Below are 17,190 nucleotides of genomic sequence, written 5' to 3'. Positions count from 1 at the left end.
AAACAACAGGGGCGCTTAGGCGCCCCTGTTGTTACCGTAGATATCGCAGGGCAGGCATCAGCTGTGAACGGCACGAATACGTCCATTATCGTCCAGTGCTACCCTCACGAACCGCGCTTCGGTCACCTTTTGGCGCTCTTCAAGGCGCCGGCCATGGGGCGGTCGAACCCAAACCTCAACGGTGATCCGGATTGAGCTATGACCAATTTCCTGCACCTGCGTGTAAAAACTTACTACTGAACCCACACGCACCGGGCTCAGGAAATCCATCGACTCAATAGCAACGGTCGCTGTTCGCCCACCGGCCTCACGTCCAGCAGCCAGTTCTGCGGCCTGATCCATATAATTGACCAGCCATCCACCCGGAATATCACCGTAAAGGTTGGTATCCTGTCGTGAAGCCAGTAGTTTTAGGGTGAGCTGACCCTGAGGTGCTGGTACGTCATCCAAATCGGTTTCCAGAAGTGTCATAAGTCGGTCGCTTAAGGAGGTTATTGTTGTGACATTGCTGCATCGCAATATAAAGGCGCTAGTTAATCACAAGAGGAAAGACGTTTGAAGCGTATAGGCTTACTGAAAAACAAGACATATCGCCTGCGTTTTACTCTCGTTATGGCGCTAATGCTATGCGCACCAGTGACCTGGGGGCAACCACAACCGGTCAGCGGCACCTTGAGCGCCATTGGCTCGGACACCATGGCCGGCCTTACGTTACGCTGGGCAGAAGCGCTAACCAACCGCTATCCCGAGATAAACGTGCAGTTTCAAGCTACCGGTTCTGCCAGCGTGCCGCCCGCCCTGACCGCTGGAACCACGCGTCTGGGGCCTATGTCGCGCCCTATGGATGATCAAGAACGCCAGGCGTTCATTGACCGCTATGGCTATCCGCCGCTGGCGCTTAAAGTGGCCAAGGATGCGCTTATTCTGGTGGTACATCGTCATAACCCTTTGCAAGCCATTACCCGCCAGCAGGCCGATGCCATCTTCTCCACCGGGCAGGCGTGCGGTGCAGAAACGCCTATCCGGCACTGGCATGAACTGCCCGCAACGCGCGACTGGCCCTATGGGCATATTGCTTTGCATGGACGTAACCTGGCTTCCGGCACTCATGGGCTTTTTCAGGCCAAAGTACTATGTGGGGGTAATTTCCGGTCTGACATCAGCGAACACCCCGGCTCATCTGCGGTAATCGCCGCCGTTGGCGAATCGCCCAATGCCATGGGGTATGCGGGCTACAACCATTTGACGCCGATGGTTCATGCCCTGCGCCTTATTACTCAGGAAGGGACTGAGATCGCCCCTACAGAGCAGACGATTCAGCGCAACGAGTATCCCCTTTCACGCGACCTTTACCTGTACGTTAATTTACCTCCAGGCGAGTCGTTGCCCCCTGCCGATCAGGCATTACTGACGCTCATTCTGTCTGAAGAGGGCCAGCAAATTGCCCGCGCTGCCGGTTTTGTGCCGTTGTCTGAAAATGATTTAAAAACCCAGCACACCTGGTAGGCCACTATCATCTAACTGTCATAAAAATGACGTAAAGTAAGGAGAATGTTTATGCAGACGGTATTTGCAACGCCCGTGACCCTTCTATGATGTTGACATGATCCCACCCCGTGCGTCTGTTGCTCACCAGCCGCTACGCCAGCTTAAAAACCGTGTAGCCACCAGCCTTATTACCGCTGGAGGTATTGGCGTGTTGCTGGCCATTCTGGCTATTGGTGTATTTCTATTCTGGGAGACCCTGCCGCTACTAGCGCGGGATGAGACATTGGCTTTCGCCAAACTCTCGCCGCTGGCCTGGGGCACATTAAAGGCCGCCCTTGCCGCCATGCTGTTTGCCCTGCCGATTGCGCTGGGGGCCGCCATGTATTCGGCCCTGTTCATGTCAGCGCGCCTGCGCAGCCGCATTAAACCAGCCCTTGAGATGATGGAAGCTATCCCCGGCGTGGTGGTGGGGTTTATTGCAGGCCTGATACTAGCCCCCTGGGTTGAGCGCAACCTGGCCAGTACGCTGGTGCTGCTGGTGTGGTTACCGCTTAGCGCAGGCCTGGCTGGCCTCCTCTGGCATCTGCTAGCGGCACGCTGGCGCCAGCGCCTGCCGCTCTCTTGGGCCGGTTTATGGCTTCTGCCGTGGCTTGCCAGCATGGTGCTGTTAGCGCTGTGGCTGACACCCCAGATGGAAGAGTTGTTCCTCGGTGGAGATTTGCGCCGCCTGCTGGAACGACACTGGGGACTGGATTACGCCACGCGCAATGCGCTTATTGTTGGCATTGCCATGGGATTTGCCGTTATCCCCAGCATCTATGCGCTTGCGGAAGATGCGCTTGCCGATGTGCCGACTGCCTTGATGGAAGGGGCTCAGGCGCTCGGCGCCAGCCGCTGGCAGGCGCTCTGGAAAGTCGCCCTGCCAGCGGCCGGGCCCGGCATTTTTTCTGCGGTGATGATTGGCGCTGGGCGCGCGGTAGGTGAAACCATGATCGTACTGATGGTCAGCGGCAATACCGCGCTGTTGAGCGCAAGCCCCTTTGAAGGCATGCGCTCCATGGCTGCCGCCATTGCCATCGAGCTGCCTGAAACATCTCCTGGAGAGCTTACCTACCACTATCTGATACTCGCAGCCTTGGTGCTGTTTATCTTTACGTTCCTGGTCAATACACTGGCCGAGGTGGTTCGCTTGCGCATACGCCGCCGCTACCATAAAGCAGGGCAGCGCTGATGAGCTTTTTCGCCGCCACTCGCAGGCGTCTGATGGACAGGCTCTGGCCCTGGTTATGTGCCGCCAGCGTCGCCCTGTCGCTACTCATGTTGACGGCCTTGCTTACGCTGTTACTGGTACGCGGGCTGGGGCACTTCTGGCCTGCCACCCTTGAGGAGATCACTCTGCGCTCTGGTGACGTGGTGGCGGGTCAGGCGATCCGCGAAACCCCACTACCCCAAAAGGCAGGCAATGAGCGTCTCTATTTCACAGGCAACCGCGATATCGATGGTGCCAGTTGGCGCTGGGTCGATGTGGACAACATTACTGCGCGTACCACGCCTGCTGATCTCATCCGTCTGGAACGCGCGCCCTGGGGTGACTTTATAGGCCGGCTGGAAAGCTTGGAAGTTGACGGGCAACGGTTAACAGGCCAGGCCGCCTGGGACCGCTTAACCGCAGCCTTGGCGTTGCCTGCCGACCGGCGCCCGGCAGGGCAGCTGCTGCTGATAACGGCCGAAGGCCAGACGCTGAGCCAGCCGTTAAGCACGATCAGCAAGGCACTGGCACCTAACGCCATGTTGTGGTGGCAGAAAACACGCCTCTGGGGTAGCAGTGTCTGGCAGTTTTTAAGCGAAGGTCCGCGTGCAGCCAACACCAGCGGCGGCGTCTGGCCTGCCATCTTTGGCACAGTGCTGATGGTGATTCTGATGTCGGTGATTGTGACGCCCTTCGGCGTACTGGCCGCCATTTATCTCAATGAAATTGCCCATCAGAACCGCCTCACCCGACTGGTACGCATTGGCGTGCGCAATCTGGCGGGCGTGCCTTCGATTGTCTACGGCGTTTTCGGCCTTGGCGTGTTTGTTTACGGCATCGGTGGGACGCTAGACACCTGGTTCTTCAGCGCTACGCTGCCTTCGCCTACCTTCGGCACAGGCGGCCTGCTGTGGGCTTCATTGACGCTTGCGCTGCTAACCCTTCCCGTGGTGATTGTGGCCACCGAAGAGGGGCTTGCCCGGATTCCCGACGCTCAGCGCGAAGGCGCCATGGCGCTGGGAGCCACGCGCCTGGAAATGCTTACCCGCGTCGTGCTACCCATGACGGTGCCTGCCATGTTGACCGGGGTCATACTCGCGGTTGCCCGCGCCGCAGGTGAAGTGGCCCCGCTCATGCTGGTAGGCGTTGCCAAGCTTGCTCCCCAGATGCCGGTCGATGGCGAATTTCCCTATTTGCACCTGGAGCGCAAGTTCATGCATCTTGGCTATCATCTGTTTGATACCGCCTTTCACGGTGAAGACGTCCAGGCCGCCATGCCATTGGTGTATGCCACGGCACTTCTTTTAGTCTTGATTGTGCTGGTGCTTAATCTAACTGCCATATTTCTGCGTCATTATTTCAGGCGCCAACGAGGAAACGAATGCTAGCGTCATTTGATTCAGCCCCTGCCTCACAGGCGCCGGTGACGCACTTTTCGCCCGAGCACTGCGCCCTGAGTATCGACCGATTCAACCTCGCCTATGCGGGGAAACCGGCGTTGCGTGAGCTTACACTGAGCGTGCCGCGCCACCGGGTGACCGCCTTTATCGGTCCTTCAGGCTGCGGAAAGTCGACTCTCTTGCGTGCCATCAACCGGCTGCACGACCTTAATGAAAGCGTTGAACACAGCGGGAATATCGAGCTTGAGGGGCAGGATATCTACGCACCCCAGACAAACGTGACCGAGCTTCGCCGTCGGGTCGGGATGGTGTTTCAAACGCCCAATCCTTTTCCTATGTCGATCTATGAAAACGTGGCGTTTGGCTTGCGCTTGCAGCAACGCCTGCCCAAGCGACAGCGCGACGACATCATTGAATGGGCGCTGACCTCGGCGGCCTTGTGGGATGAGGTGAAGGATCGTCTGCACCGTTCAGCCTGGCAGCTATCGGGCGGGCAGCAGCAGCGTCTGGTCATTGCTCGAACGCTCGCCGTTCAGCCTGACGTACTGCTGCTGGATGAACCGGCATCGGCATTGGACCCCATTTCAACCCTAAAAATCGAAGAGCTGATTCGCAATCTTAAATCGCAGCTAACCCTGGTTCTGGTGACACACAACATGCAACAGGCGGCGCGCGTGTCAGATTACACTGCCTTCTTGCAGGATGGTGAGCTTGTTGAATATGGCCCGACCGATCAGGTGTTCACCAACCCGCACTTGCAACGCACTGAAAACTACATCACCGGCCGCATGACTTAAGCCTACATAGTCCAGGCCTAACTAACCCAACACCAGGAGCGCTCAATGGATATTACGAGCAACACCCACAGCCAGCATATCTCGCGCCAGTTCAACCAAGAACTGGAAGAGCTAAAAACCCACCTGATGGCCATGGGTGGCCTGGTGGAAAAGCAGGTTCAGGACGCCGTGCATGCCTTGCTGGAAGGGGATACCCGCCTGGCCGAGAAAGTGCGCGATAGCGATCGTCAGGTGAATGAACTACAGCTGCAGATCGATGAAGAGTGTACGCGCGTATTGGCACGCCGCCAGCCTGCCGCTTCTGACCTGCGCTTGGTACTTGCAGTCATTCGCGCCACCTCAGACCTTGAGCGCATCGGCGATGAAGCCAGCAAAATTGCCCGTAATGCTCTACTGCTGAGCGAAAACACCAGCTCGGTGCGCGGCTTGATCGAGGTTCGTCATATCAGCGAGCACGTGCGCAAGATGTTGCGCGACGCACTGACGGCCTTTGCCCGCTTCGACACCGAACTTGCCATGCAGGTTGTCCATGAAGATGAGCTGGTTGATGACGAGTATGGCAGTGCCATGCGCTCGCTGATGACCTTCATGATGGAAGATTCACGCGCTATCAGCTCGGTGTTAAGCATCATGTGGGTACTGCGTGCGCTGGAGCGTGTAGGCGATCACTCCAATAACCTGGCCGAATACGTAGTGTACTTGGTGAAAGGCCTGGATATCCGCCATAGCGACCCGGGCACCGTGGATCAAAAGGTACTCAAAAAGCCTTGACCTGTAGGGTATTTCCTCTTGCAATACGTCTGGGCTGATATCAGCCTGGACGTCTGTTTATGAGGAAATATGGCTATGTTGGATGCGGTGACAGCGCTTAGCCGGGGGACGCGCCTGGTATATCAGAAGGGGTTGAGGCGGTATATTTTTCTTCCCATCCTCGTCAATGCCATTGTTTATGCCACCATGCTAAGCGTCGTGGTTAGCCGCTTTTCGGGCTGGCTGGATCATTGGATGGGGTTAGTGCCTGGATGGCTCGACTGGCTCTCCTGGCTGATCTGGCCGCTGTTCATGGTTAGCCTGCTGGCCGTGATATTTTTTACATTTACGCTGATTACCCATCTGATTGCCGCCCCTTTTTATGGGTTTTTGGCCGCCAAGGTGGAAATTCAGGCAACCGGTCGAATCCCGCTGGATGATCGCGGGCTCGCCAAGACCGCTTTAGATGCCGTAGGCAGGGAATTGATCAAGCTAGCCTATATAGCTCCTCGTGCCATTGCGCTCTTTATCGTCAGCTGGATTCCAGGGCTGAATCTTTTTGCTCCCCTGCTATGGGGGCTGTTTTCAGCTTGGGTAATGGCCATTACCTATCTGGATTACCCCATGGACAATAACAAGGTGGCGTTTAAAGACATGCGTAAGCGACTATCCAAACGCTGGTGGCAAAGCCTAAGCTACGGCGGCTTGGTAACACTGGTTACCTGGATACCGCTCGCCAACCTTTTTTTGATTCCAGGGGCAGTAGCCGGCGCCGTATTGATGTGGGATCAACATTACCGCACGGCACGCGAACTCACTCATCAAAGCCACTCGTGACCTAGCGTCTTATAACGAGCTAACGCTATAAAACCCAAAGGCCCCGCATATGCGGGGCCTTTTACGTTGGATCGTACGCTTGTGCTATCAGCACTTACCAATCAGTGCCGTCACCTTCATCACGCGTCAGGTCAGAGGTCTGATACGAATTAGTATTATGGCGGCGGCCACCATTTTGGTCTTGATGACTGGTCGGCGTGTAGTTGGTGTTCATACGATCACGCTCTCCATGGTTAAGCTCACTAGCGGAATAGCGGGCACTGGATGTAGCGCTGGAATGCGGTTTATCAATTACGTCGCTACCCACTGCACGATCTTTGTTAAGCTCGATTGAGTCATGAGCGAAGGCTAGCGGGCTTGAAATCAGGCCAATAGAAACACCTAAAATACCTGCTTTTTTTACCATGTCTTTAAATAACATCATTCTATCTCCTTAAAATATCGGCGCTGCTTGAGATGACAACTGACTTTTCAAGTGCAAATTTAAGCGGCCATTGCCTTCGACTTTAGTACTGCACACTCAATGCCAACAGTAAAAAAAATAACAAAATCTAATATTAATCATTAGCTTAAAAAAATAATGGACGCAAAATATCTTCAATTTAAATGATAGCGCGCTAATATCTTGTGTAAAAATGACACATGTGCCATTTTTTATGAGTTGAAATAGCTCATTGATAAATTACTGGCTGCAGTGCGTGAAAATACCGTATGTGCGAATTCTGTACCCACAAAAAATCAGACCCCGCCGAAGCAGGGTCTTGATCAGTCATACTCTGGACAATATCTAACGCTAGCTTCCTCTCCTTATGCGGGACGCCAACCTTGGCATTTACCCTGACTAACGCTGTGACTGTCGCTTGATTCGTTCCTTGAATCGTTGAGCATCCATACTATAGGACATCCATGCCCCAATTTCGCTCAATCCTTAAGCTCAAATCTTTCATCAATTAGTCTTAACTAATATTTACTGATCGGTAGTTACTGAACTGTTTTCCTTGGGCAGGTCATCAGACTCGAATGATGTATCACCGCCTGAGGTTTCACCTGTTGGACCAGAATTCATTGAGTCATTCTGTGTGGCAGATGAACTGGTTGAGTTCATGGAGCCCTGCGTATCGGTTGCTGCATCGCCTTCTTCGTGGATCAATTCATTTTGATCATAAGTGGCTGATCCTGCACCAGAATTCGTAGAATTTGTCTCCATCGGCTCTTGATCGGGAGAAATATTGCCGCTTGGGTCAGCTGGCTCTTGAGCAAAGGCAAAAGGGCTTGCCACAAGACCAAATGTTACACCTAAAATGCCAGCTTTCTTGAGTAGTTCCTTGGACATCATGTTCCGTCTCCTAGATCGCTGTGAATACCGCTTAATTCAAGGAAGTGCCATCCTGGCTTACCAATTCCTGCGGTAATCTTCCTTGTCTAGTGTATTGCAGATGCAATGCCAGAAAATGCCATGATTATATATATATTTTTAAAAACAGAAGCTTATGGTTAACACCCGTGTACCAAAACGTGTGATAAGCGATGGTTTAAGCCATCATTGAGTGGCTATAAATGACACATGAGCAGCCCTTGACCATAATTAACTGTCAGAGTGACACACTTATACAACAGTTATTATGCAGGATCTGCTTCAAGCTTGTATTAGCCGGTTGGCGGGAAAGATACAGCGGAATAGTGCGCCCTCTTCGGGGTGGGACTCCACCTGAAGCTGTGCCTCATGACGCAGTAACACATGTTTGACGATCGCAAGCCCCAACCCTGTACCACCGGTCGCGGTACTGCGCCCTTTATCGACGCGATAAAAACGCTCGGTCAGACGCGGAATATGTACAGGATCGATACCGTCGCCGTCATCTTCTACCTCAATGCAGGCGCCACCATCGACCATGGCAGCCCACCGCAAGGTGATCTGGCTGCCCGTAGGAGTGTAACGCACGGCATTGAATGCCAGATTGGAGATAGCGCTACGCATTTCCTGTTCGCTGCCCAGTAGCTGGGCATCGCTTTCGATAACCACATGCACAGCATGCTTACCGTGTGACAGAGCCAGCGCATCCTGGCGTATGCTGTTTAACAATTGCTCAACCGATAGCGGCTGATGGTCCTGGCCACCCTGATCAATCTCCAGCCGAGACAGTAGTAGCAGATCATTGACCAGATTCTGCATTCGCTGCGTCTGATCCTGCATCTGTTCAATGCCACGTCCCAACCGGGGCGGTAGCTGATCAGCCAGATCACCATAGGTTTCCAGATAGCCCGAAAGCACGGTAAGCGGCGTACGCAGCTCATGGGACACATTGGCCACGAAGTCACGTCTCATCTGCTCAAGGCGGTGCAGACGGGTAATATCCCGGGCCATTACTAAGCGCTCGTCATCGCCATAGAGGGTAATCTGGTATTGCAGAATGCTGCGCTCGTCGATAGGTGAGGGCAGCGTGAGCGGCTCACTATAGTCGCGTGCATTGAAGTAGCTGATAAAGCCCGGGTCGCGCAATAAGTTGGTGATATGCTGGCCACGGTCATGGGCTGTCTGCAATCCTAGCATCTCGGTGGCCGCGCTGTTCCACCATTCAAGGTCACCATGGCGGTCAAGCATTACGACGCTATCACGCATGGCCTCAGAGGACTCTTGAATACGCGCTAACGTAGCCCGTAAACGACCTTGGGTAATACGCTGGCTTTTTTGATACCGATAAAGGCGATCTAGCAGCTCACCCCACATACCGCTGGCTGCCGGTGGTTCATCGTTTGGATTAAGCGTTAACCATTGAAACAGCGCGCGCAGCTGGCGTAGATGATGAAACAGGCATACGCCCAATCCCGCCGCCAGCCCCAGCCCTGCCGAACCTAATAACCAGCCCAGGCAAACTCCAATAGTCGCTAACCAGGCGATACGCCACAGCTCACGACTCCACAGGCGCATGGTTAGACCCGGGCGGAGAAACGATAACCGGTACCCCGTACCGTCTGAATAAGGTTTTGATGCATTTCACCCAACGCTTTACGCAGGCGACGGATATGTACATCCACCGTGCGCTCCTCGACATAGACATTGCCGCCCCATACCTGGTCCAATAATTGGCTGCGGGTATAAGCACGTTCCTGATGGGTCATGAAAAACTGCAGCAGGCGGTATTCCGTCGGGCCCATTTCCAGGGCTTTGCCGTGGGCACTGACCCGGTGGCTGACCGGGTCGAGGAGCAGACCGTTGATCTCAATTGGATCTTCAACGCCACGCGGCGTTGCGCGACGCAATACCGCTTTCAGACGGGCGACCAGCTCGCGGGGGGAAAAAGGCTTTGTGATATAGTCATCCGCGCCCGATTCAAGCCCTTGGATCTTGTTATCTTCCTCGCCTTTTGCCGTCAGCATGATGATGGGCAATTCGGCAGTCGCCTCTTCGCGTTTTAGTCGTCTTGCAAGCTCAATACCGCTAGTCCCTGGCATCATCCAGTCAAGCAGCAGTAAATCAGGCTGATGGTCGACTATCATGGCATGAGCATCCTGGGCGTTATCCGCTTCAAGCACGCGATAGTCAGCCATTTCCAGCGCCACGGCGATCATTTCGCGGATAGGCGCTTCGTCATCGACAATCAAAACGGTCTTGGCGGTCATCCCAGGGCCTCACGGTGTTCAATGAAAGATAATTCCATGACATAACTGTGACAATAACACCATGACTTGATGACACTTCCATGACAAGCGCTACTATATCACCAAGCCCTTTCCCCGCCCTGTTTTGACTATCCAGCAACCGGCCACCAGCTTAGCCCAATACCGGCAAAGATCAGCAGGCCCGACCAGTGATTATTTAAAAAGGCCTGGAAGCACGGGTCGCGCTCACGGTGGCGAATCAGACGCTGCTGATGAATAAAAGTAGCCGCCATACCGGCAAGCCCTAACCAGAAGAAGCCGCCCAGTTCCACGCGCAGGCCCACCCAGGCCAATAGGCCAAGCGTTGCCAGCTGCAGCAAGCCAATGATCAAACGATCGGCATTGCCAAACAGCACCGCGGTCGATTTAATGCCAATTTTCAGATCGTCATCGCGGTCAACCATGGCGTACTGGGTATCGTAGGCCACGGTCCACAACACGTTGGCTAAAAACAGAATCCATGCATCAAGTGGGACATAGCCAAGCACCGCACCAAAGGCCATGGGAATGGCCCAGGAAAATGCCGCCCCCAGCACCACCTGCGGGAAGTGAGTGTAGCGTTTCATGAACGGATAAATAAACGCCAGCACCACACCGCCTAGCGATAGAAACACCGTAAACCAGTTCGTTAGCAACACCAGAATAAAGGCAATGGCGACCAGCCCGATAAACAGCAACTGTGCTTCGGTTTCACTGATGCGCCCGGTAGCTAGCGGGCGGCTTTTAGTACGCTTCACATGGCCATCAAAGTGCCGATCGGCATAATCATTGACCACGCAACCCGCCGCACGCATGACGTAAACGCCTGCCACGAAAATCAGCAATACGTTACGGCCCGGCACGCCTTCAGTGGCGATCCACAGCGCCCATAGGGTCGGCCACATTAAAAGCCAGGTGCCAATTGGCCGGTCCAGGCGCATCAGCTGCAAGAAGTCGGCGACCCGCGCCCACCCGGTTGGCCGCAACAAAGAACGATCCATGTTTACCTCACGAAAAGAAGAGATGCCGAGCAAGCCTAACGCGAAGGCAAGCGAAGATCATCTGCCATGGTGGTTAAAAAGTACTCCTGCACCAGCAATGAAAGCCCGCCATGCTGAAACACCGAGCGCCGCCCCCAAAGGCTCTGCGCGTTGGTACACGTCGGATACACAAAGCGCGGCGCGCAGACACTCGCCTCAAGCGGGCTACGCGCCAGGTCGGGCTGCTGAAACAGCCAACTACCCAGCGAGCGCTCACCCAACCGATCCAGGTGCTGACCCTGCAGCTGCGTTAATGGCGCAACCGAACGTGCAACTACCCAGGGAGACTCGCCCACACAAAGAGCCACCTCTCGCAACCAGGCATAACGGCGGTATCCAATATTTAGCGCCTGGGCTTCATCTTTCCAAGGCATGCCCACCCCTTGGCGTAGTAAGCGCACGCGAAATGGCTGCTCGCCCCCGGCCGCCACCAAACGAGCGGTCAACGAATCGGTAGAGGCTACCCACTGCCACCAGGGGGCGCTCATAGCCGGTCGCACTGCCGCTATGGGTCGCCAGACAGGAAAAGCGAGCGTTTGCCGAAAAGATGAGGTCGCCACCGGGTACTCCTGGGCAAAAAACGGGAAGGCTAGTGTAACATGACGGTCTTTCAGGCTTTTATTGAACCGACAATTTGGGGATGGCATGCCCGCATCACATTCGCTTGACGCCACAGCCGATCACGCCGACCTGATTATTGTAGGCACGGGCATGGCAGGCACAGGACTTGCTCGTGCGCTACGCCGCGCAGGCGACAGCCGTTCAATCATCCTGATCAGCGCAGATAGCGGTGATGATTACAGCAAGCCGCTACTTTCAACCGGCGTCGCCAAAAGGTTGTCGCCAGACAGGCTTGCCCAGCGCTCAGCCACCGCCCTTGCCGACGAGCTGAACGCCCGGGTAATCACCCGTATGCATGTTGAGCAGATAGCGCCCGATGCACAAACGGTTAGCTTGAGCAATGGCCAAACACTTCACTACGCAACGCTGGTACTGGCCACTGGAGCTGCCCCTCAGACCCCGTTTTCCATTCCGGAAAGTGCTTCCCAGCACTTTTTTACCGTTAATAATCTAGACGACTACCGCCTGCTGCGTACCACGCTAGACAAGCGGACCACCCGTGTGGCTATTATTGGCGCAGGGCTGGTGGGCTGTGAATTTGCCAATGACCTCCACGCAGGTGGTCATCAGGTGAGTCTTGTAGCACCAGAAGCCACACCGTTAAGCAGACTTTTACCCGAGCCGCTCGGCACCGCCTTGAGCCGTGCGTTTCAAGACGCCGGTATAACGCTTGCGCTTAACCGCACGATAGCCGGTATCGCCCCAGGCAGCGATAGCCACGTTCGGCTCACGCTGGATAATCACGCCACGCTGGACGCGGACCTTGTTCTGCTGGCAACCGGCCTTGTGCCCAGGACCGCACTTGCAAGCTCAGCAGGGCTTGCCGTATCCCGTCACGGCATCCAGGTAGACCGTCACTTGCGCACTTCTAACCCGCACATCTATGCACTCGGTGATGCAGCCTGCATAGCGGGCATCAACGCCATGTATGTACAACCCCTGCAGGCCAGTGCCAAAGCACTGGCCGCAACGCTTATGGGAACTCCCACCCCGGTCAGCTTCGGCGCCTGGCCGATCATCGTCAAAACGCCCCTGCTGCCGGTCGTGGCTTACCCACCCGCAACTTCCCCCGCGCATTGGCGAATTGAAGGAGAAGACGGTGATATGAGCGCTCTTGCAGAAGATAAACACGGGAATTTAGTCGGTTTTGCGTTGACAGGGGGCTGCGTGAGACGGAAAGTGGAGCTTTCTAGAGCAGCACCTGCACTGCTAGGCTGATTTTCACCGCGTTCACGACTAGGCTAGATAAGCTAACTCAGCCTGGGTGACGCATTTAATAACACTGTTATGCATTACGCTTAATATTTCACTAGGGGAATTCCTTATGCGCAAACCTGAACTCGCTGCCGCTATTGCTGAAAGTGCAGACCTGTCCAAGGACAAAGCTGGCCAAGTCCTGAATGTAATTCTGGATGAAATCACCAACAGCGTTGCCAAGGGCGAAGATGTGGCTCTGATTGGTTTTGGCACCTTTACCGTACGTGAGCGTGCAGCGCGCACCGGCAAGAACCCGCAAACGGGCGCTCCTCTGCAGATTCCGGCCAGCAAGAACGTCGCCTTCAAGCCGGGTAAAGCGCTTAAGGATGCCGTTTCCTAATGAAGCTAAAGCTTGCGCTGTGGCTGTTGAGCCTTATGCTCAAGCGCGCCCTGCGCCGCAAGCCGCGCTTTCGTGAGCAGTTAGAGCGAATGCGCAGTCTCGACTGGGGCATTGCCACAGAAGACCTGAAAGTTGCCCGTTACTATCGAATGACGCCGAAAGGCATCACCTCAGCTGCCGGTTTACCGGTCGATCTGGATCTTGAGCTACGTTTTCGCGATCAAGACACCGCGTTACGTATTCTCAGGAAGCCGACGCAGCAGGCTTTACTCGATGGAATGATCAACGGCGAGGTTCGTCTGGTAGGTGACTCCGCCGATATGAACAAGCTGCAAAAGCTGTTGAAGTACCTGTAGAAGTAACCATACAGGTACTGACTAATGACAGCTTGCCCGTCACCCTAAGGTGACGGGCCCCCTTCCGATTTTCCTCTTTTATTCGCGGTAATGTTCATGCTGTGAATACAGCGAAAAGATAGCCATGACCGCATGCATAACGACGTTAGGTTTAAGACTTTCATGCCAGCCAAAGGGCAAACTACGCCCTGAGCATATAGAAAAGGCGTTCGTTCAACTGCCAGCAAGAGCGCAATTACTGCTAAAACCCCGCTATATCAGTGTTGACCCCTATATGCGCACCCGCATGCAGCCTGAGGGCTATGATTATATTGAACGCTGGAATGCGGGCAGCCCGCTATCGGGTTGGACATTAGCCGAGGTTATTGCCAGCAATATCCCCGCTTTTAAGCCGGGCGACTTGGTTGTGGGGCATCTTCCTATGCAGGAGATTATTGCCTCTGATGGAAAAGGCCTGGCGGTGATCCCGGCAGGGAGCGACCCAACCGCTTTTTTGCACCCTTTGGGTATGACAGGATTTACAGCCTGGGTAGGCATGCAACTGATTGGTCAGCCAACGGAGCAAGACACCGTGCTCGTTAGTGCAGCGGCGGGGGCCGTGGGCTCCATTGCGGCGCAATTGGCTAAACGCTTAGGGGCAAAAGTCATCGTTACTGCCGGACGGGCTGACAAGCGTGACTGGCTGCGTCATAAAGGTTTTCAAACGGTGCTTGATCACCGCCACGCTGACTATGCCGAGCAGTTACATAACGCCGCTCCTTCAGGTATTACACTTAATTTTGAAAACGTGGGCGGCCGGGCTTTTACAGCGGCAATTGAAGCGATGAAGGCGAATGGACGTATCGTACTGTGCGGTTTAGTAAGCCAATATCAGTCTGAACAGCCCCGCCAAAGCCCCCACAACTTTGCTCAATTGGGACAGAAAAGAGTCTCGGTGCATCCTTTTGTCGTACCTCACTACCTCGACTATTGGGATGACTTTCAAAAATTTATGGCGCCGCTTGTGGCCCGCGGCGATATAAACTGGCGGTTGGATACCATATCAGGTGGTTTGGATAGCATCGGTCTGGCACTGATCGGTCTTCTTCGCGGCGATAACCTGGGTAAGCGTGTCGTGGAAATACCTTAAAAGACACTGCAAGATACAGTTTGAACCATAGCAGTGGGCCACTCATAACCGTTATACTAAAGTCTAAAAACGACCCACAACAAGAGTCTCTATGCCCACTTTTTCACTGCCGCTACGGCGTCTTTGGACCCTGGACAAGTTTGCTTACAGCCTGCGCGTTTTTCTGGCATTCAGTGGTGCGCTGCTCTTCAGCGTCTATTCGGGCAATATTGCGCTGGTCATACCGCTATTTCTGGGCATTATTGCCTGCGCCCTTTCTGAAACCGATGACAGCTGGCAGGGCCGTCTCCAGGCGCTGACCGTCACGCTTTTATGCTTCACCCTCGCCTCCTTTGTGGTTCAGTGGCTGTTTCCGTGGCCGTGGCTGTTTGCTGTGGGCCTCGCGGTTTCCACGTTTACCTTGATCATGCTCGGGGCCATCGGCCAACGCTATGCAACGATTGCCTCGGGTACGCTGATTCTCTCAATCTACTCAATGATCAATATCGAACAGCACGGGGGTGTTGATCATGAGGTGTCGGTTCGTCAGCTGCAGCTGATTGCTGGCGCGGCCTGGTACGGGCTTATTTCAGTGCTCTGGTGTGCGCTGTTTTCGCGCCAGCCGCTCAAGCAGAGCATGGCGCGGCTCTACAAGGCGCTGGGCGAGTTCCTGATCTTGAAATCGGCGCTGTTTGAACCGGTGCGGGGTGTTGACGTTGAGGCCCGGCGCGTGGCCCTGGCGCGCCAGAACGGCAAGGTGGTGGACGCACTCAACCAGGCCAAGGAGATGATTTTTCGCCGCTTGGAAGGCCAGCGCGGCAATCGTAAACTTAACCGTTATTTACGCATCTATTTCATTGCCCAGGATATTCACGAGCGGGCAAGCTCGACCCACTACCCTTATAGCGCGCTTACCGAAGCCTTTTTCCATCACGATGTCTTGTTTCGCTGCCAGCGGCTTCTGGACCAGCAAGGTCGTGCCTGCCGCCAGCTGGCCAAGTCGCTGCTGCTCAACCGGCCATTTGACCACCGCCAGAGCGAGGAGGCCTTGGCCGACCTGCGTGCCTCAATTAATAACCTGAGCGACCGGGGAAAGCCTGAATGGCGCCCGCTGATGCGCCCGCTCAATGCCCTGGCGGATAACCTGGCCACTCTTGAGGGCCAAATTGCCAGTGCCCACAACCCCGACATGGACGACGATCGCCGCGACAGCACTCTTTTTGATCGCTCACCTTCAAGCCTACAGGAGGCCTGGAACCGAGTTCGGCTTAACCTGACGCTGGGCTCGCCCACCTTTCGTCATGCCATACGTCTATCGTCAGCGCTATTGGCGGGTTATGGGCTGCTTCAGTGGCTGGACCCTGAACAGGGCTTCTGGATTTTGCTGACCACGCTGTTTGTCTGTCGGCCCAACTTTGCCACCACTCGACGCTTTCTTTCCCAGCGGATTACAGGCACGGTACTGGGCTTGGTCGTCGGTTGGGCATCCATTAGCCTGTTTCCCCAACCAAGCGTGCAGAGCATGATTGCCGTGGCTGCAGGCGTAACCTTTTTTGCCAACCGGGAAAAGCATTACATCATCGCCACCGCCTCAATCACGCTGCTGGTGCTGTGCAGCTTCAATCAGGTAGGCGACGGTTTTAACCTGATCTGGCCGCGGCTGTTTGATACTCTACTGGGTTCGCTGATTGCCGGGCTGGCGGTGTTTTTCATTTTCCCTGATTGGCAGGGGCGCAGGCTCTACCGTGAAGCCGCTAAGGTGCTCACTAGCCATCGCCTCTACCTGGATGAAATTGTCCGTCAGTACCAGGAAGGTAAGCAGGATGGCTTGGCCTACCGCCTGGCACGCCGCAACGCCCACAACGCCGATGCCGCGCTTTCCACGCTGCTTACTAATATGCTCCATGAGCCTGGGCACTACCGTAAACAGGATGCGGATGATGGCCTGCGGTTTCTGGTACTCTCCAATACCTTACTAAGCCATCTTTCCGCTTTGGGCGCCCACCGCCATCAGCTGGCCGAGGATGAAAGCGACAAGGCGCTGGTGCCCGTTGCGAAACGCATGAGCGAAATGTTGGAGCATCTGGCGGAACAGCTCGATAAGCGCCAGCTAACCGAGACGCTAACCGAGCAGGCAGACGAGCTGATAGCCCAGTTGGATGAACAGGATGGGGCTACTGCCGACGAGCAGGCGGTGGTGGCTTACCGCCCGATTCAGAGCCAGCTACGCTTGATTGGCGAGCAGTTGGCGCCGCTGGGCGAAGCGGCCAACCGGCTTATCCGCCCGGTTAAGGGCTGATAAGCATCT

Annotated in this window: 18 protein-coding genes; 11 read left to right on the top strand and 7 right to left on the bottom strand. The window is 55.1% G+C overall.

Features of this window, described 5'->3' with window-relative positions; genetic code table 11:
• Window positions 1-57: 57 nt before the first annotated feature.
• On the bottom strand, window positions 58-471 hold the full coding sequence (locus ELY38_RS11095) for an acyl-CoA thioesterase (protein ID WP_127062230.1): 414 nt from the start codon (window positions 469-471) through the stop codon (window positions 58-60).
• A gap of 84 nt (window positions 472-555) precedes the next feature.
• Here ELY38_RS11095 and ELY38_RS11090 point away from each other — a divergent pair, with 84 nt between their 5' ends.
• From ELY38_RS11090 to cysZ, 6 genes are all read left to right on the top strand, one after another.
• The gene (locus tag ELY38_RS11090) at window positions 556-1,506 is read left to right on the top strand and encodes a PstS family phosphate ABC transporter substrate-binding protein (RefSeq protein ID WP_246009129.1); all 951 of its coding nucleotides are present in this window, start codon (window positions 556-558) and stop codon (window positions 1,504-1,506) included.
• Between the two features lie 97 nt (window positions 1,507-1,603).
• Window positions 1,604-2,719, top strand: a complete 1,116-nt coding sequence (locus ELY38_RS11085; protein ID WP_127062229.1) for an ABC transporter permease subunit — start codon at window positions 1,604-1,606, stop codon at window positions 2,717-2,719.
• Entirely contained in the window at window positions 2,719-4,125 is a 1,407-nt protein-coding gene (gene pstA, locus ELY38_RS11080) for a phosphate ABC transporter permease PstA (RefSeq protein WP_127062227.1), read from the top strand. Before ELY38_RS11085 ends, pstA begins: the two co-directional genes overlap by 1 nt.
• Window positions 4,119-4,934 (top strand): phosphate ABC transporter ATP-binding protein PstB, encoded by an 816-nt coding sequence (gene pstB / locus ELY38_RS11075; protein WP_127062225.1) that lies wholly within the window; start codon window positions 4,119-4,121, stop codon window positions 4,932-4,934. Before pstA ends, pstB begins: the two co-directional genes overlap by 7 nt.
• A 45-nt stretch (window positions 4,935-4,979) precedes the next feature.
• A complete protein-coding gene (gene phoU / locus ELY38_RS11070; protein ID WP_127062223.1) occupies window positions 4,980-5,705 on the top strand; it encodes a phosphate signaling complex protein PhoU in 726 nt (241 codons plus the stop codon).
• 75 nt (window positions 5,706-5,780) lie between these two features.
• Window positions 5,781-6,521: a sulfate transporter CysZ gene (gene cysZ, locus ELY38_RS11065; protein ID WP_127062569.1), complete on the top strand. Its 741-nt coding sequence runs from the start codon at window positions 5,781-5,783 to the stop codon at window positions 6,519-6,521.
• Window positions 6,522-6,615: 94 nt separating this feature from the next.
• On the opposite strand, the gene ELY38_RS11060 is transcribed toward cysZ, so the two are convergent.
• The 6 genes from ELY38_RS11060 to ELY38_RS11035 form a co-directional block, all read right to left on the bottom strand.
• Complete coding sequence (locus ELY38_RS11060; protein WP_127062221.1) at window positions 6,616-6,945, bottom strand: hypothetical protein; 330 nt, start codon at window positions 6,943-6,945, stop codon at window positions 6,616-6,618.
• A 543-nt stretch (window positions 6,946-7,488) separates the two neighbouring features.
• Window positions 7,489-7,857, bottom strand: coding sequence for a hypothetical protein (locus ELY38_RS11055; protein WP_185858965.1), 369 nt, complete (start codon window positions 7,855-7,857; stop codon window positions 7,489-7,491).
• Between the two features lie 300 nt (window positions 7,858-8,157).
• Window positions 8,158-9,450 (bottom strand): phosphate regulon sensor histidine kinase PhoR, encoded by a 1,293-nt coding sequence (gene phoR / locus ELY38_RS11050; protein WP_127062220.1) that lies wholly within the window; start codon window positions 9,448-9,450, stop codon window positions 8,158-8,160.
• Between the two features lie 2 nt (window positions 9,451-9,452).
• Window positions 9,453-10,142, bottom strand: a complete 690-nt coding sequence (gene phoB / locus ELY38_RS11045) for a phosphate regulon transcriptional regulator PhoB (RefSeq protein ID WP_127062218.1) — start codon at window positions 10,140-10,142, stop codon at window positions 9,453-9,455.
• 128 nt (window positions 10,143-10,270) lie between these two features.
• Window positions 10,271-11,161: a 4-hydroxybenzoate octaprenyltransferase gene (gene ubiA / locus ELY38_RS11040; protein ID WP_127062216.1), complete on the bottom strand. Its 891-nt coding sequence runs from the start codon at window positions 11,159-11,161 to the stop codon at window positions 10,271-10,273.
• A 35-nt stretch (window positions 11,162-11,196) separates the two neighbouring features.
• Entirely contained in the window at window positions 11,197-11,847 is a 651-nt protein-coding gene (locus tag ELY38_RS11035; protein WP_127062214.1) for a chorismate--pyruvate lyase family protein, read from the bottom strand.
• Between ELY38_RS11035 and ELY38_RS11030 the strand changes: the two genes are divergently transcribed.
• The 5 genes from ELY38_RS11030 (at window position 11,846) to yccS (ending at window position 17,181) form a co-directional block, all read left to right on the top strand.
• Window positions 11,846-13,039: an NAD(P)/FAD-dependent oxidoreductase gene (locus tag ELY38_RS11030; protein WP_127062212.1), complete on the top strand. Its 1,194-nt coding sequence runs from the start codon at window positions 11,846-11,848 to the stop codon at window positions 13,037-13,039. The two genes, ELY38_RS11035 and ELY38_RS11030, sit on opposite strands and share 2 nt — an antisense overlap.
• A 106-nt stretch (window positions 13,040-13,145) precedes the next feature.
• Entirely contained in the window at window positions 13,146-13,418 is a 273-nt protein-coding gene (locus ELY38_RS11025; protein WP_018918476.1) for an HU family DNA-binding protein, read from the top strand.
• Window positions 13,418-13,774: a hypothetical protein gene (locus ELY38_RS11020; RefSeq protein WP_127062210.1), complete on the top strand. Its 357-nt coding sequence runs from the start codon at window positions 13,418-13,420 to the stop codon at window positions 13,772-13,774. Before ELY38_RS11025 ends, ELY38_RS11020 begins: the two co-directional genes overlap by 1 nt.
• Window positions 13,775-13,898: 124 nt before the next feature.
• Window positions 13,899-14,903, top strand: a complete 1,005-nt coding sequence (locus ELY38_RS11015; RefSeq protein WP_127062209.1) for an MDR family NADP-dependent oxidoreductase — start codon at window positions 13,899-13,901, stop codon at window positions 14,901-14,903.
• 91 nt (window positions 14,904-14,994) lie between these two features.
• Window positions 14,995-17,181 carry a YccS family putative transporter gene (gene yccS / locus ELY38_RS11010; RefSeq protein WP_127062207.1) on the top strand — a complete coding sequence of 729 codons (2,187 nt, stop codon included), beginning with the start codon at window positions 14,995-14,997 and terminating at the stop codon, window positions 17,179-17,181.
• Window positions 17,182-17,190 lie beyond the last annotated feature (9 nt).

It is taken from the genome of Vreelandella nanhaiensis (assembly GCF_003990185.1).
In the GTDB taxonomy this organism is placed as follows: domain Bacteria; phylum Pseudomonadota; class Gammaproteobacteria; order Pseudomonadales; family Halomonadaceae; genus Vreelandella; species Vreelandella nanhaiensis.
The sequence above is the reverse complement of the archived record's forward strand: the minus strand, read 5'-3'. Positions and strand labels throughout refer to the sequence as shown.